Below are 15,143 nucleotides of genomic sequence, written 5' to 3' on the forward strand. Positions count from 1 at the left end.
CACGCCCATGGCCGACGTTCCTTCTTCCCGCCCCGAGCATTCCCCCCTGGGCAAGGCGGTCACCTACCGGGCCACCTACGCCCCCGAGCTGCTCTTCCCCATTTCCCGGGACGACAAGCGCCGCGAGATCGGCGTCGATCCGCAACATCTGCCCTTTTTCGGCGCCGACCTGTGGAACGGCTACGAACTGTCCTGGCTCAACCCCCGGGGCAAGCCGGTGGTGGCCCTGGCTACCTTCGTGGTGCCGGCCGAGTCGCCCCGGTTGATCGAATCCAAGTCGTTCAAGCTCTACCTCAATTCCTTCAACCAGACACCCTTCGCCGACGCTGCGGCCGTGGGCGCCGTACTCGAACGAGATCTCTCCGCCGCCGCCGGGGCGCCGGTGGCGGTGACCGTGGCGCCGCTCAACGAGCGCCCGGCGCGGCAGGCGGGCTACCCGGCGGGCATTCTGCTCGATGACCTGGACGTGGCCTGCGACGCCTACCAGCCGGCCCCGGAGTTGCTGTCCGCCGACGCCGGGGCCGCGCCGGTGGAGGAAACCCTGGTTTCCCACCTGCTCAAGTCCAACTGCCTGGTCACCGGCCAGCCCGACTGGGGCACGGTGGTGGTGCGCTATCGGGGCGCGCCCATCGACCGGGCCGGGCTGCTGCGCTACATCGTTTCGTTCCGCAACCACAACGAATTCCACGAGCAGTGCGTCGAACGTATCTATGTGGACCTGATGGCCCGCTGCCGGCCCGACTATCTGTCGGTGCACGCCCGCTACACCCGCCGCGGTGGCCTGGACATCAACCCGTGGCGCGCCAGCGCCCCGGGGGAGATGCCGGCCAACCTGGGCGAAGTGCGGCAATAAGATTTGGTCGTGCCGTCGGCCCCTTGGTCCATTACGCCATCAATCCGGCCGATTCCGTTTCGTGCCGCCTTATTCCCCAGCGGAATAACGAGCGAATCCCTTGTTCTCAGGTCCGGCGCCGCTTTGCGCTAAGGTAGCGCCGTTCACTTTCAGGAGCCCGTCATGGCCCGTATCGCCAACAACGTCGCCGAGCTGGTCGGCAATACCCCCCTGGTCAAGCTCAACCGCCTCACCGCCGGCCTGGCCGCCACCGTGGTGGTCAAGCTGGAGTTCATGAACCCGGGCCACAGCGTCAAGGACCGCATTGCCGTGGCCATGCTCGACGCCGCTGAAAAGGCCGGCAAGATCGGCCCCGACACCATCGTCATCGAGCCCACCTCGGGCAACACCGGCATCGGCCTGGCCATGGTCTGCGCCGCCCGGGGCATCAAGAGCGCCTTCGTCATGCCCGAGACCATGAGCCGGGAGCGCAAGCTGCTGCTCAAGGCCTACGGCGCCGAGCTGATCCTCACCCCGGGGCCGGAAGGCATGGGCGGGGCGATCAAGAAAGCCCAGGAACTGGCGGCGTCCGATTCCCGCTACTTCATTCCCCAACAGTTCGAGAACCCGGCCAACCCGGAAGTCCACCGCACCACCACCGCCGAGGAAGTGTGGCGCGACACCGACGGCGCCGTGGACATCTTCGTCGCTGGCGTGGGCACCGGCGGCACCGTCACCGGTGTGGGCGAAGTGCTCAAGGCGCGCAAGCCCTCGGTGCGGGTGGTGGCGGTGGAACCCGACGCCTCTCCGGTGCTCTCCGGCGGCCAGAAGGGCCCGCATCCGATCCAGGGCATCGGCGCCGGCTTCGTCCCGGCGGTGCTCAACACCCATGTTTACGACGCCGTGGCCCGGGTCAAGAACGAGGATGCCTTCGTCACCGCCCGCCGCCTGGCCAAGGAAGAGGGCCTGCTGGTGGGCATCTCCTCCGGCGCCGCCGTGTGGGCCGCCCTGGAAGAGGCGAAGAAGCCCGAGAACGCCGGCAAGCTGATCGTGGCCGTGGTGCCGTCCTTCGGCGAGCGCTACCTTTCCACCGCCCTGTTCGCCGACCTGGAAGTCTGAGGGGCATTGCCGTGAGCACCGCCTTCGATTTCTCCACCGCTCCTGACCGGCGCGGCAGCGATTCGGTCAAGTGGAACCGTCCCTGGCCCCGGGCCAAGGGGGGCGAATTCGAAGGCAACGTGCTGCCCCTGTGGGTGGCGGACATGGACTTCGCCGCTCCGGAACCGGTGGTCGAGGCCATCCGCCACCGCCTGGAACACCCGGTGTTCGGCTACGGCCACCCGGGGCATGGCCTTACCGCCGCGGTCACCGGCTTTCTCGCCCGCCACTATGGCTGGGAGGTGGCCCCGGACTGGCTGGTGTGGCTGCCCGGGGTGGTGTCCGGCTTCAACGTCGGCTGCCGCCTGATGGGGGAAGAGGGCGACGGCGTGGTGGTGGCCGCCCCGGTCTACCCGCCCTTTTTCGCCGCCCCCGGCCACGCCGGCCGGCGCCTGCTGCGCACCGACCTGGTCGAGCGGGCCACCCCCGCCGGCCCGGAGTGGGGGTGGGACTGGCCGGCCCTGGACGCCCTGCTCGCCGACCCCGAGCAGCGCGCCGCCGGCCTGTTGCTCTGCCATCCCCACAACCCGGTGGGCCGGGCCTGGCGCCGCGACGAGCTGGAGGCCCTGGCCGAGCGGGTGCTGCGCCACGACCTGGTGGTGGTGTCCGACGACATCCACGCCGACCTGCAACTGGTGTCCGGCGCCCGTCACCTGCCCCTGGTGCGGGCCGTGCCGGAACTGGCCAGCCGCACCGTCACCCTGTTCGCGCCGTCCAAGACCTTCAACATCCCCGGCCTGTACTGCGCCTTCGCCGTGATCCCCGACGCCGGGCTGCGCCAGCGCTTTCGCGCCGCAGCCCGGGGCTTCGTGCCCGAGCCTAACCTGCTCGGCCTGGCGGCCACCGAAGCCGCCTACCGGGATTGCGACGACTGGCTGGCGGCCCTGCTCGCCACCCTGCGCGGCAACGCCGACCGGCTGGTGGCGGCGGTGGCCGGGCTGCCCGGCGTCGCCATGGCCCGGCCCGAGGCTACCTACCTGGGCTGGCTCGACTGTCGCGGCCTCCAGGCCCGCCTGCCCCAAGGCCAAGACCCGGCGGCCTTCTTCGAGGCCCATGGCCTGGGATTGAGCAATGGCGCGGACTTTGGCCTGCCTGGTTTCGTGCGCCTCAATTTCGGCTGCCCGCCGGCCAGGCTCGATGTCGCCCTGGCGCGCCTGGTGGGGGCCGTGACGGGCCTGATGGGCGGCCATGTGGATGGGCGTTTGGACGGCCATTCGGGCGCCCGTTCCCCGGCCTGAGGCCGGTTCCTTTTTCACCCGCTTTCCCCGGCGTTGGGGCAGGATGTTGGCTTTACGCCACACAGCACGGCCTTTGTGACTTTTTTCACGCCGACTGCGTTACAAACCGTCAGGAAGCGTCAGAGAAAAGTAATAGAATCCGCGGACTTTGTTGCGCCGCCGCAAGAAACTCCAGGGAGCTGTCATGTCTGCCGTCGGGTCGTCCGCCAACGCTACACCCAATCCTTCCGCCGGCCACGGCACATCCTCGCCCCTGGCCGCCTTGTCCCTGGCCGCCCTGGGGGTGGTGTACGGCGACATCGGCACCAGCCCCCTGTATTCGGTGAAGGAAGTCTTTGCCGGCAACCACGCCATCCCGCTCAACGAAGCCAACGTGCTGGGCAGCCTGTCCCTCTTCCTGTGGGCGCTGATCATCATCGTCTCGTTCAAGTACGTGGCCTTCATCATGCGCGCCGACAACCGGGGAGAAGGCGGCATCATGGCCCTGATCGCCCTGGCTTCGCGCCGTGAAGGCAACCAGCACCACGTGGGGCGCAAGAGCATCCTGATCATCGGCATCTTCGGCGCCGCCATGTTCTACGGCGACGGGGTGATCACCCCGGCCATCTCGGTGCTGTCCGCCGTGGAGGGCCTGGAGGTGGCGACCCCGGCCTTCTCCCCCTACATCCTGCCCATCACCCTGGTGGTGCTGGCCCTGCTGTTCTTCGTCCAGCGGCGTGGCACCGCCACCGTGGGCATCGCCTTCGGGCCGGTGATGATGGTGTGGTTCCTCGCCCTGGCGGCCATCGGCCTCTACAACATCGTACGCAACCCCTCGGTGCTGCTGGCCGTCAACCCCTGGTACGGGCTGGAATTCCTGTGGGCCAACAAGGCCATGGCGCTGATCGCCATGGGCAACATCGTGCTGGCGGTGACCGGCGCCGAAGCCCTCTACGCCGACATGGGCCACTTCGGCCGCCGCCCCATCCGCCTGGCTTGGTACGGCCTGGTGCTGCCGTCCCTGGCGCTCAACTATGCCGGTCAGGGCGCCCTGCTGCTGGTGGACCCGGCTACCGTCTCCAACCCCTTCTTCAAGGCCGCGCCGGGCTGGGCCCTCTACCCGCTGGTGGGGCTGTCCACCCTGGCTACGGTGATCGCCTCCCAGGCCGTCATCTCCGGCGCCTTCTCGATCACCCGCCAGGCCATGCAGCTGGGTTTCGTGCCGCGCATGGAAGTGCAGCACACCTCGGAGAAGGAACAGGGCCAGATCTACCTGCCGGCCATCAACTGGGGCCTGTTCCTGGCCGTGGCCATCCTGGTGCTGGGCTTCAAGTCGTCCAACAACCTGGCCGCCGCCTACGGCATCGCCGTGACCGGCAACATGGTCACCACCTCGATCCTGGCGATCATCGTCGCCGCCCAGGTGTGGCACTGGGGCTGGTTCCGCGCCATCGCCCTGTTCTCCTGCTTCCTGGTGGTGGAGATGATCTTCCTGGCCGCCAACATCCTGAAGATCCCCGACGGCGGCTGGTTCCCCCTGGTGGCCGGCGCCGGCGTGTTCTTCCTGATGACCACCTGGAAGCGCGGCCGCCAGTTGCTGTCCGACCGGCTCAAGGGCGAGAACCTCAACCTGGAGATGTTCATCGACAGCATTTCCGCCGGGGCCCCCACCCGGGTGCCGGGCACGGCGGTGTTCATGAACGCCGATCCCCAGTCGGTGCCCCACGCCCTGCTGCACAACCTGATGCACAACAAGGTGCTGCACGAGCGCATCGTCATCGTCACCGTCAAGGTCTTCGACGTGCCCTACGTGCCCGAGATCGACCGGGTCGAGGTGAAGCCGCTCAAGGAGAACTTCTGGCGGGTGGTGGTCCAGTACGGCTTCAAGGACGAGCCGGACATCCCCGCCGCCCTGGCCATGTGCGCCGACGCCGGGCTGACCTTCGAGATGCTGGAGACCTCGTTCTTCCTCGGTCGCGAGACCCTGATCCCCCGTCTGGGCTCGGAAATGGCCTTCTGGCGCGAAAAGCTGTTCATCGCCATGTTCCGCAACGCCGGCAGCGCCACCTCCTTCTTCAAGATTCCCTCCAACCGGGTCGTGGAACTCGGCACCCAGGTCGTGCTCTGAAAAAGGCGGGAGCGACCGGCTATACGGTTGTCATCCTGCCCTTACAATGACGGCTGCAACCCCGGGATCGGCCTGGGGCGCGCCGCTCCGGAGCTGGCATGGATGCATCCTCGTCGTCGGCCGTCGTTTCCCCCGCCCCCGGCAAGCCCCGGGCGCGGCGGCTCTTCCCGCTGCACGTCCACCTCACCCTGCTGTTCACCCTGCTGATCTTCCTGTCGGGGACGGTGATCGGCGTCTTCAACTACATCAAGGCCCGGGAAACCCTGCTCACCGCCGCCCAGGACGTGTTCGGGCGGATCGGCGTCGAGGCCGGCGAGCGCCTGGAGCGCCTGCGCCGCCCCATTGCCAGCGCCGTTTCCCTGCTTTCCCGCTCCCGGCTGGCCGAGGCTACCACCCTGGACGAGCGCATGCTGGCCGTGCCCCTGCTGGTGGAGACCCTGCGCCTCAACCCGGCCCTCTCCGCCGTCTATACCGGTTACGCTGACGGGGCGTTCATCCTGGTCCGCCCCCTGGACAATGCCGAGCAGCGCCAGGCCTTCAGCGCCCCCCGGGACGCCCGCTACGTGGTGCAGAGCGTGGAGCGCCCCGGCGGCCAGGTGCGCGGCCGCTTCATCTTCCTCGACGCGGACCAGACCGTGCTGGAAAACCGGGAGCGGAGCGACTACCTCTACGACCCCCGGGGGCGCCTCTGGTACCGGGAGGCCCTGGCCGCCAACGACGACATCCAGACCGCCCCCTACGTATTCTTCACCACCCAGGACGTGGGCCAGAGCATCGCCCGGCGTGGCGGGCGCCCGGGGATGGTGGTCGGCGCCGACCTGACCCTGGCGGACCTGTCCCTGCTGCTCACCGCCTCGCGCACCACTCCCTCTTCGGAACTGGCCCTGTTCGACGCCGACGCCAATCTGGTGGCTTTTTCCAGCCCGGTGCGGCTGGTGCGCGGCGACCTGGGCGGGCAGCTCCTGCGCAAGTCCCTGGCCGAAGTCGGCAGCCCGGTGATGGGCGAGGTGGAAAAGGCCTTCCATGAAGGCCGCCTCGACCAGCCCCTGACCCTGTCCACCGAGCGCCAGGACTGGAACGTGCTGATCCGCCGCATCGACGGCCAGGGCGAGAAGGCCACCTACCTGGCGGTGGCGGCGCCGGAGGACGAACTGCTGGTGGATGCCCGCCGCCACCTGGCCCACCAGGGCCTGATCACCCTGCTCATCTTGGTGCTGACCGTGCCCCTCACCCTGTACGTGTCGCGCCGGGTGTCCAAGGACCTGCGCACTCTGACGGCCCAGACCCGGGACATCCGCCGCTTCCGCTTCTCCGAGACGGCCCAGGTCCAGTCCATGGTGCGGGAGGTCCAGGAACTGTCGGATACCCTGGGGCGCACCCGGCGCACCATCCGCCGTTTCCTCGACATCAGCGCCGCATTGGCCGCCGAGCGCAACTTCGGCCGGCTGGTGCAGCGGGTGCTCAAGGAAACGGTGGACGCGGTGGATGCCCGGGCCGGCGTTCTCTACCTGGTCAGCGACGACGAGGGCTGCCTGGTGCCCGAGGCGGTGCGCCGCGGCGCAGCGGCGGGCGTGGAGGCCGTGCCCGAAGGGGAGGACGAGGCCCAGGCCGAACTGCTCGCCAGCCTCGACGCCATTGCGCTGGACGGCACCGATCCGCGCCTCGACTCGGTGGCCGGGGTAGCCCGCAACGGCGCCACCTCCCTGTCCAACCTGCTGCCGGCGGCTGTACCCGCCGGCCCCTTGCGCGCGGCCCTGGGGGACGCTCCCCTGCAATTAGTGGCGGTGCCGCTCAAGAACCGGGGCGGCCAGGTGATCGGCGTGCTCTGCCTGTACCGGGAACAGGACCAGGAGGCCCCGGGGCAGGATCTGGTGTCGTTCATCGAGCAGCTGTCAGGGGCCGCCGCGGTGGCCATCGAGAACCAGCGCCTGTTGCTCGGCCAGAAGGCCCTGCTCGAAGCCCTGATCAAGCTGCTGGCCGGCGCCATCGACGCCAAGAGCCCCTACACCGGCGGCCACTGCCAGCGGGTGCCGGAACTGACCAAGATGCTGGCCCGGGCTGCCTGCGAGGCCAATGCCGGACCCTTCGCCGATTACGCCCTGGACGACGACCAGTGGGAGGCCCTGCACATCGCCGCCTGGTTGCACGATTGCGGCAAGGTCACCACCCCGGAATACGTGGTGGACAAGGCCACCAAGCTGGAAACCCTGTACGACCGCATCCACGAGGTGCGCATGCGCTTCGAGGTGCTCAAGCGCGACGCCGAGCTGGCCTACTGGCAGGCCCTGGCCCGGGGCGACGACGAAGGCTTCGCCCGGCGCGAGCGGGATGCCGAGCTGGCCCGGTTGGACGCGGATTTCGCCTTCGTCGCCGAATGCAACGAGGGCGGCGAATTCATGGCCCCGGAACGCATCGAGCGGTTGCGCGGCATCGCAGCACGCACCTGGCGGCGCACCCTGTCGGACCGCCTCGGCATCTCCTGGGAGGAGCGGCAGCGCAAGTCACGCATCCCGGAGCCCAGGCTGCCGGTGCTGGAGCCCCTGCTCGCCGACAAGCCCGAGCACCTGATCGAGCGCGGCGAAGCCGACCGCATGCCGGCGGACAACCCCTGGGGTTTCAAGCTCGACGTGCCGCCCTACAAGTACAACCGGGGCGAACTGACCAACCTGGCGGTGGGGCGGGGCACCCTCACCGACGAGGAGCGCTACAAGATCAATGATCACATCGTCCAGACCATCGTCATGCTGTCGCGCCTGCCGTTTCCCGCCCACCTGAAACGGGTGCCGGAAATCGCCGGCGGCCACCACGAGACGATGGACGGCCGGGGCTACCCGAAACGCCTGACCCGGGACGAAATGAGCCTGGAGGCGCGCATGATGGCCATCGCCGACATCTTCGAGGCCCTCACCGCGGTGGACCGCCCCTACAAGAAGGGCAAGACCCTGTCCGAGTCGGTGGCGATCATGGCCCGCATGGCCCGGGACCGGCATGTGGACCCGGACCTGTTCGCCCTGTTCCTCACCTCGGGCGTTTACCGCCGCTACGCCGAGCGCTACCTGCGCCCGGAACAGATCGACGCGGTGGATGTGGAACGGGCGTTGGCGGGGTAGGGGGCAGGGTGCGTATTCAAAAATTCTGAATGCCGGCACTTTCCCAGCCAAACAAGGGGGCTTGCGGCATGGCAGGGCACGGCATGCACCACCATCTGATGCCGCAGCACTTTAGCCGTCACCCATAACGGCCCGCGATACAGATACAGGAAGGGGCCGCACCGGCAGCGGCACGGTCCCCTCCCTGAGCCTTACTTCGCCAGCAGCAGCGGCCGCAGTTGTTCGATCATCCGGTCGATCTCCCCGCGGGTGACGTTGAGGGCGGGCATGAAGCGCAGCAGGTGGGGGCGGGGGGCGTTGAGCAGCAGACCCTCGGGGGCCAGGTTGCGGGCGGCCTCCACCACCGCCGGGCCGCGCTCGTCGGCGAGCAGCAGGGCGCGCAGCAGGCCCTGGCCGCGCTCGCCGTTCAGGCCCAGTTCATCGGATAGCTCGCGCAGCTTGGCGCCCAGGTAGTCCCCCAGGGCGGCGACTTCGGCGAGGAAGCCCGGGGCGGTGAGGGTGTCGAGCACCGCCACGCCGACAGCGGCCATCAGCGGGTTGCCGTTGTAGGTGCCGCCCTGGTCGCCGGCCTCGAAGCAGCACACTGCTTCCTTGGCGAGCAGGGCCGACAGGGGCACGCCGCCGCCGATGCCCTTGCCCAGGGTCATGATGTCCGGCTCGATACCGGCGTGCTGGTGGGCGAACAGGGTACCGGTGCGGCCCATGCCGGTTTGCACCTCGTCCACGATCAGCAGCAGGCCGCGCTCAAGGGTGAGGCGGCGCAGGGCCTGGAGGAATTCGGCGCTGGCGGGCACCACGCCGCCTTCGCCCTGGACCGGTTCCAGCATCACCGCCACGGTGTCGGGGCCGATCAGGGTCTCGACCGAGGCCAGGTCGTTGAGGGTGGCCTTGGGGAAGCCGGGCACCTGGGGGGCGAACAGGGTGTCCCAGCCGGGCTTGCCGGAGGCGGACATGGTGGCGAGGGTGCGGCCGTGGAAGCTGCCGTTGAAGGTGACGATCTCGAAGGCGCCGCCCTTGTGCACCTTGCCCCATTTGCGCGCCAGCTTGATGGCCCCCTCGTTGGCCTCGGCCCCGGTGCTGGCGAAGAACACCCGGTCGAAGCAGGAGTGCTCGGTGAGCCCCCGGGCGAGCTTGAGGGACGGTTCGTTGTAGAAGGCCGGGCTGGGGTTGATCAGCTTGCCGGCCTGGGTGGTCAGGGCGTCGACAATGGCCGGGTGGCCGTGGCCCAGGCAGTTCACCGCCCAGCCCTGGACGAAGTCCAGGTAACGCTTGCCCCGGTGGTCGGTGAGCCAGGAGCCTCGCCCCTCGACGAACACCAGGTCGGGGCGGGCGGTGATCCACATCAGGGGCTGGGCGTCGGCGGGGGAAAAATCCATGGAAGTCTCCATCAATGAAAAAGGCCACGGGAATGCCGTGGCCTGGGGGGAAAGCGGGCAAACCCTCAACGGGGGACGAGCGGCGGGCGGCGGCCGCCATGGGGGCGGCGGCGTCGTTCGGCGGGCAGCGGCAGTCCGGTGAGGTGAGTGCGGATCATGCCGTGCACTTTGCCATAGTTTGCCCGGCCGGGATGACGGTTTTGCGCCAGCTTCGCGGCTGGTTCCCCGCCGGGCGGCTTGCGTGGTTCCTAGCCGTGGACCTGGCGGTACTCCGCCAGCTGGGCGATGGTCAGCAGGGGAAAACCGCGGGCGGCGGCGAAGGCCTCCAGGGCGGCGCCGCGCATCATGGTGCCGTCCGGGTTCATCAGCTCGCACAGCACCGCCGCCGGGGCGAACCCGGCCAGTCGTGCCAGATCCACCGAGCCCTCGGTGTGGCCGCGCCGCCCGAGCACGCCCTTGGAATGGGCGCGCAGGGGAAAGACGTGGCCGGGGCGGGCCAGGTCGGCGGGGGTGGCGTCCGGGGCGATGGCGGCGCGGATGGTGGTGAGCCGGTCGGCGGCCGAGACGCCGGTGGTGACGCCCACCTTGGCCTCGATGCTGACGGTGAAGGCGGTGCCGTGGCGGCTCTCGTTGCGCACCACCATGGGCGGCAGGTCGAGCCGGCGGATGCGGGCGTCGTCCAGGCACAGGCAGACGATGCCGCTGCATTCGCGGATGAACAGGGCCATCATGGCCTCGTCCATGGCCTCGGCGGCGACGATCAGGTCGCCCTCGTTCTCCCGGTCGAAGTCGTCGAGCAGCACCACGGCGCGGCCGTCGCGCAGGGCGGCGATGGCGTCGGCAACGGCGGCATCCGAAGGGGAGGAGGGGAGGGATTGGGCTTCGTCGGCCCGGGGGAATTGCTTGGCTACTGCGGACATGAAACGCTCCTGGAAATGAAAGGGAGGCGTTTCAGGGGGACGCGCGGCGACGCCACGGCTCTACCGGCAAGCGATGGCGATCGCCGGGCCGGCAGGTGCAATGGCATACCGCCGGCAACGGCCGAGGCCGCCACCGGGCTGCGTCTTCTTTCATCCGGACTATGACCGTCGGCTCCGGCTTCGCACCGGATCTGCTGACCCCGCCGGATGGCGGGCGCTCGCGGGCTCGGCCCCGAGGATTCGGGACCTTACCGCCGGTGGGGACTTCCACCCCGCCCTGAAGACGATTGCGCCGCTGGGCGTTGGAGAAAACTCCCCAACTTGCGGCGGCGCGGCCATTCTACTCTCCCCAGCAGAACGGGGATGGGGGCGGGGCTCAGGCGAGCAGGATGTGGCCGGCGGTGCGCAGCAGGATGCCGATGCAGCCGCCCAGCACGGCGGGCTTCCACACCGCGGCGACGCGCTTGCCGGCGGAGATAAGGATGGCCACCCCGGCCACGTCCAGGGGGTTGATGAGAAAACCGGCGCCCTGGTTGAGCAGCAGCACGCTGGCGTGGCCCTGGCGCAGCATCTCGTCCATCACCCCCATCATGGCCGTGCCGCCGGCCAGCACCTTGGTCAGGGTGAGCAGGATCAGGGCCGGGTCCAGGTGCAGGGCGGCCATGGCCGGGCCGAGCAGGGCGGTGAGCAGGTCGATGGCGCCGAAGGCGCGCAGCAGCATCACCACGGTGAGGGACAGCACCAGCATCGGGATCGAGCCCACGGCGATCTTGAAGGCTTCGGCCCCGGCGTGGTTGATCACGTCCAGCACCCCCTTGGCGTCCTCGGCGGTGCGGTGGTGCAGGGTCTCGTCCAGGGGGGCCTCGGTGCCGCTCAGGTGGCGGCCGAAGCCGTAGTAGGTGACGGCCGCCGCCGCCAGCCCGCCCAGCACCGAGAGCAGCAGGGTCGGCGCGTAACTCAGGCCCAGGGCGGCCAGGGGGAAGGTGGTGTTGGCCTGGGCCATGGCCATCACCATGGCCAGGGTGGCGGCCAGGTGGCGCGGCGAGGCGCCGCGCTGGTCCATCATGGCCAGGGTGGCCACCGGGGCGGCGAAGCTGACGAAGTTGATCTGCAGGGCGGCGAACACGCCGAGGCCGGTCAGGCCCACGGGTTTGAGCAGCGGGGCGATGCGCGCCACGGCCCAGTCGAGTACGCCCTTGGCTTCGAGCAGGCGCATCAGGGAGAGCATCACCACCATCACCGGCAGCAGGATGAAGAGGGACAGTTCGACGGCGGAGCGGCCAGCCTTGAGGATGGCGTCGATGAGCAGTTCCATGGCGGGGAGCGGAAAAGGGGAGGGCGGCGGCAACGCCGGGTCGGCCGCAATTATGCCAAGTCGCCGGCCCGGCCGGCTATTGGGGGGCGCCAGCCGTAGGGAAGGCCGGATGCGCCGGACCGGGCGCCGCTGATACCAATTGTGACAAAAAAGCCAGAACCCGAAAGATGGGGCCAGGGTCAATCAAGCGGCCGACGCGTCCCGCGTTTCCCTCCCCGCTGCCATTGCCGGTCGGGCGGCAGCAGGGGGAAGGGCGGAGCGGCGGCGGTCGTCGGTCATCATCCACGCGAGGCTTTCATGGGCAGGCAGGTGGTTTCCCCCGGAGCGGGGCAGAGGCGAGGGCTGGGATGCCGCGCAGGTTGCGGGCAAGGAAGTAGGCAGGGGCCGGGGCTGTCCGGCCGGATGTTCGGGAGGAACGGCCATGCCTGATGTTTCCGCCCTGGATCTGGCCCGGCTCCAGTTCGCCTTCACCGTTTCGTTCCACATCCTCTTCCCCGCCATCACCATCGGCATGGCCAGTTACCTGGTGGTGCTGGAGGCCTGCTGGCTGCGCACCAAGCAGCCGGTGTACCGGGACCTATACCACTTCTGGTCGAAGATCTTCGCCGTAAATTTCGGCATGGGGGTGGTGTCGGGGCTGGTCATGGCCTACCAGTTCGGCACCAATTGGAGCGGTTTCTCCCAGTTCGCCGGGGGCATCACCGGTCCTCTGCTGGCCTACGAGGTGATGACCGCCTTCTTCCTCGAAGCCGGCTTTCTCGGCGTCATGCTGTTCGGCTGGAACAAGGTCGGGCCGGGGCTGCACTTCCTCTCCACCGCCATGGTGGCCCTGGGCACCCTGGTGTCCACCACCTGGATTCTGGCCTCCAACAGCTGGATGCAGACGCCCCAGGGCTACGCCATCCTGGATGGCCGGGTGGTGCCCACGGACTGGCTGGCGGTGATCTTCAACCCCTCCTTCCCCTACCGGCTGCTGCACATGAGCGTGGCCGCCTTTCTTGCCACTGCCCTGTTCGTCGCCGCCTCGGCGGCTTGGCACCTGCGGCGCGGCCACGACAACCCGGCCCTGCGCAAGATGCTGTCGATGGCCCTCGGGCTGCTGGTGGTGGTGGCGCCGATCCAGGCGGTGATCGGCGACATGCACGGGCTCAACACCCTGGAGCACCAGCCGGCCAAGATCGCCGCCCTGGAAGGGCACTGGGAGAACCGGGGCGACGAGGCCCTGCCCCTGATCGCCTTCGGCTGGCCGGACATGGCCCGGGAGGAGACCCGTTACGCCGTCGAGATCCCCCGTCTGGGCAGCCTGATCCTGACCCACACCTGGGGCGGCCAGATCAAGGGGCTCAAGGAATTCCCGCCGGAGGACCGGCCCAACGCCACCCTGCTGTTCTGGTCGTTCCGCGTCATGGTCGGCCTGGGCTTGCTGATGATCCTGCTCGGACTGTGGGGGCTGGTGTTGCGCCGGGGCGGCGCCCTGTACCGCTCCCGGGCCTTTTTGCGCGCCGTGCTGTGGATGGGGCCGAGCGGGCTGGTGGCCCTGCTCGCCGGCTGGATCACCACCGAGGCGGGCCGCCAGCCTTGGGTGGTGTACGGGGTGCTGCGCACCGCCGACGCGGTGACACCCCACGGCGTGCCGGAACTGACCCTGTCCCTGGGCCTGTTCGTGATCACCTATTTCTTCGTCTTCGGCGTGGGTATCGCCTATATGTTCCGTCTGGTGCGCAAGGGCCCCCAGCCCCACGAGGGCGACCCGCACCCGGAGAGCGGACCCGGCCTGGAGCGCACCCCGGCCCGGCCCCTGTCGGCGGTGGGCGACGACGAGGCGCGGGCGCCCCTGCCTGTTGGCACCGCGGCGACGGCGGGGAGGAGTTGACCATGGGCATCGATCTTTCCCTGTTGTGGGCCGGCATCATCCTGTTCGGCGTGATGATGTACGTGGTCATGGACGGCTTCGACCTGGGCATCGGTCTGCTCTACCCCTTCGTCCCCGACCGGCACGACCGGGACGTGATGATGAACACCGTGGCGCCGGTCTGGGACGGCAACGAGACCTGGCTGGTGATGGGCGGCGCCGGCCTGCTGGCGGCCTTTCCCCTGGCCTACGCGGTGGTCCTCAGCGCTCTCTACCTGCCCCTGGTGTTCATGCTGCTCGGGCTGATCTTCCGCGGCGTGGCCTTTGAGTTCCGCTTCAAGGCCAACGACCGGGAGCGCCACGTCTGGGACAAGGCCTTCATCGGCGGTTCCCTGGCGGCCTCGTTCTTCCAGGGCGTAGTGCTGGGGGCCTACATCGACGGCATCAGGATGGACGGTCGCGCCTTCGCCGGCGGCCCCCTGGACTGGCTGGCGCCCTTCCCACTGTTCTGCGGCGTCGGGGTGGTGGTGGCCTATGCCCTGCTCGGCAGCACCTGGCTGATCATGAAGACCGAGGGCGATCTGTACCGGCGCATGCTGGCCCTGACCCGCCCCCTGGTGGGGCTGCTGCTGGCGGCCATCGTGGCGATCAGCGTGTGGACGCCTCTGGCCCAGCCCCATATCGCCGAGCGCTGGTTCAGCTGGCCCAACCTGGCCTGGTTCGCGCCGGTGCCGCTGCTGGTGGTCCTGGCCATGGTCGGGCTGGTGCGCTCCCTCCCGCGCGAGCCGGCGGCGGCGCCCTTCCTCTACGCCCTGGGGCTGGTGTTCCTCGGCTACAGCGGCCTGGCCATCAGCGTCTGGCCGAACATCCTGCCCGGCATCAGCATCTGGCAGGCGGCGGCGCCGCCCCAGAGCCAGGGCTTCGCCCTGGTGGGGGCCTTGTTCATCATTCCCTTCATCCTGATGTACACCGTCTGGTCCTACTACGTCTTTCGCGGCAAGGTCCGGCACGGCGAGGGGTACCACTGATGCACGCTGGGGAGTGGCGATGAGCGCTGGCGACCGGCCCCATCCGGGGCTCGCGGTCTGGGCCCGACGGATCGGCTGGTTGGCCCTGATCTGGACGGCCAGCGTGGCCGCCCTGGGCGCTTGCGCGTGGCTGCTGCGGCTGGTGATGCGGGCCGCCGGGTTCCATTCCTGAGCCGGGGGAAAGCAGCATGAAATGGGGCGGCACAA

11 protein-coding genes and 1 riboswitch are annotated in these 15,143 nt (G+C 69.2%); of the genes, 8 read left to right on the top strand and 3 right to left on the bottom strand.

The genetic code is table 11. The features are described from left to right. Positions 1-7 precede the first annotated feature (7 nt). The 5 genes from queF (at position 8) to LWW89_RS00510 (ending at position 8,445) form a co-directional block, all read left to right on the top strand. On the top strand, positions 8-853 hold the full coding sequence (gene queF, locus LWW89_RS00490) for an NADPH-dependent 7-cyano-7-deazaguanine reductase QueF (RefSeq protein ID WP_293259473.1): 846 nt from the start codon (positions 8-10) through the stop codon (positions 851-853). A 162-nt stretch (positions 854-1,015) separates the two neighbouring features. Beyond that, positions 1,016-1,951: a cysteine synthase A gene (cysK, locus tag LWW89_RS00495; protein WP_293259476.1), complete on the top strand. Its 936-nt coding sequence runs from the start codon at positions 1,016-1,018 to the stop codon at positions 1,949-1,951. Between the two features lie 11 nt (positions 1,952-1,962). Next, the gene (locus tag LWW89_RS00500; RefSeq protein WP_293259478.1) at positions 1,963-3,228 is read left to right on the top strand and encodes a PatB family C-S lyase; all 1,266 of its coding nucleotides are present in this window, start codon (positions 1,963-1,965) and stop codon (positions 3,226-3,228) included. A 184-nt stretch (positions 3,229-3,412) separates the two neighbouring features. Further along, positions 3,413-5,335: a potassium transporter Kup gene (locus LWW89_RS00505; protein ID WP_293259481.1), complete on the top strand. Its 1,923-nt coding sequence runs from the start codon at positions 3,413-3,415 to the stop codon at positions 5,333-5,335. 98 nt (positions 5,336-5,433) lie between these two features. After that, positions 5,434-8,445: an HD domain-containing phosphohydrolase gene (locus LWW89_RS00510; RefSeq protein ID WP_293259484.1), complete on the top strand. Its 3,012-nt coding sequence runs from the start codon at positions 5,434-5,436 to the stop codon at positions 8,443-8,445. 191 nt (positions 8,446-8,636) lie between these two features. Here the strand turns inward: LWW89_RS00510 and LWW89_RS00515 are convergent, their stop codons facing one another. The 3 genes from LWW89_RS00515 to LWW89_RS00525 form a co-directional block, all read right to left on the bottom strand. Next, positions 8,637-9,821 (bottom strand): acetylornithine transaminase, encoded by a 1,185-nt coding sequence (locus tag LWW89_RS00515; RefSeq protein WP_293259487.1) that lies wholly within the window; start codon positions 9,819-9,821, stop codon positions 8,637-8,639. Positions 9,822-10,069: 248 nt separating this feature from the next. Further along, the gene (gene ribB / locus LWW89_RS00520) at positions 10,070-10,741 is read right to left on the bottom strand and encodes a 3,4-dihydroxy-2-butanone-4-phosphate synthase (RefSeq protein WP_293259490.1); all 672 of its coding nucleotides are present in this window, start codon (positions 10,739-10,741) and stop codon (positions 10,070-10,072) included. 138 nt (positions 10,742-10,879) lie between these two features. Then, a riboswitch (FMN riboswitch) is annotated at positions 10,880-11,030 on the bottom strand. A gap of 87 nt (positions 11,031-11,117) precedes the next feature. After that, positions 11,118-12,056: a nucleoside recognition domain-containing protein gene (locus LWW89_RS00525; protein WP_293259493.1), complete on the bottom strand. Its 939-nt coding sequence runs from the start codon at positions 12,054-12,056 to the stop codon at positions 11,118-11,120. 421 nt (positions 12,057-12,477) lie between these two features. Between LWW89_RS00525 and LWW89_RS00530 the strand changes: the two genes are divergently transcribed. Genes LWW89_RS00530 through LWW89_RS00540 form a run of 3 tightly spaced genes read left to right on the top strand, consistent with a single transcriptional unit; the run spans position 12,478 to position 15,108 of the window. Beyond that, the gene (locus tag LWW89_RS00530) at positions 12,478-13,929 is read left to right on the top strand and encodes a cytochrome ubiquinol oxidase subunit I (RefSeq protein WP_293259496.1); all 1,452 of its coding nucleotides are present in this window, start codon (positions 12,478-12,480) and stop codon (positions 13,927-13,929) included. A 2-nt stretch (positions 13,930-13,931) separates the two neighbouring features. Next, positions 13,932-14,936: a cytochrome d ubiquinol oxidase subunit II gene (gene cydB, locus LWW89_RS00535; RefSeq protein ID WP_293259499.1), complete on the top strand. Its 1,005-nt coding sequence runs from the start codon at positions 13,932-13,934 to the stop codon at positions 14,934-14,936. Positions 14,937-14,955: 19 nt separating this feature from the next. Next, entirely contained in the window at positions 14,956-15,108 is a 153-nt protein-coding gene (locus LWW89_RS00540) for a DUF2474 domain-containing protein (protein WP_293259502.1), read from the top strand. Positions 15,109-15,143 lie beyond the last annotated feature (35 nt).

The sequence above is a fragment of the Oryzomicrobium sp. genome (assembly GCF_021287045.1).
In the GTDB taxonomy this organism is placed as follows: domain Bacteria; phylum Pseudomonadota; class Gammaproteobacteria; order Burkholderiales; family Rhodocyclaceae; genus Oryzomicrobium.

Excerpts from the sequence above, each read along its gene's own strand:
- LWW89_RS00540 (WP_293259502.1), top strand. The coding sequence starts at position 14,956 with ATGAGCGCTGGCGACCGGCCCCATCCGGGGCTCGCGGTCTGGGCCCGA.
- cydB (WP_293259499.1), top strand. The coding sequence starts at position 13,932 with ATGGGCATCGATCTTTCCCTGTTGTGGGCCGGCATCATCCTGTTCGGC.
- queF (WP_293259473.1), top strand. The coding sequence starts at position 8 with ATGGCCGACGTTCCTTCTTCCCGCCCCGAGCATTCCCCCCTGGGCAAG.
- LWW89_RS00525 (WP_293259493.1), bottom strand. The coding sequence starts at position 12,056 with ATGGAACTGCTCATCGACGCCATCCTCAAGGCTGGCCGCTCCGCCGTC.
- LWW89_RS00515 (WP_293259487.1), bottom strand. The coding sequence starts at position 9,821 with ATGGATTTTTCCCCCGCCGACGCCCAGCCCCTGATGTGGATCACCGCC.
- LWW89_RS00510 (WP_293259484.1), top strand. The coding sequence starts at position 5,434 with ATGGATGCATCCTCGTCGTCGGCCGTCGTTTCCCCCGCCCCCGGCAAG.
- LWW89_RS00505 (WP_293259481.1), top strand. The coding sequence starts at position 3,413 with ATGTCTGCCGTCGGGTCGTCCGCCAACGCTACACCCAATCCTTCCGCC.
- ribB (WP_293259490.1), bottom strand. The coding sequence starts at position 10,741 with ATGTCCGCAGTAGCCAAGCAATTCCCCCGGGCCGACGAAGCCCAATCC.
- cysK (WP_293259476.1), top strand. The coding sequence starts at position 1,016 with ATGGCCCGTATCGCCAACAACGTCGCCGAGCTGGTCGGCAATACCCCC.
- LWW89_RS00530 (WP_293259496.1), top strand. The coding sequence starts at position 12,478 with ATGCCTGATGTTTCCGCCCTGGATCTGGCCCGGCTCCAGTTCGCCTTC.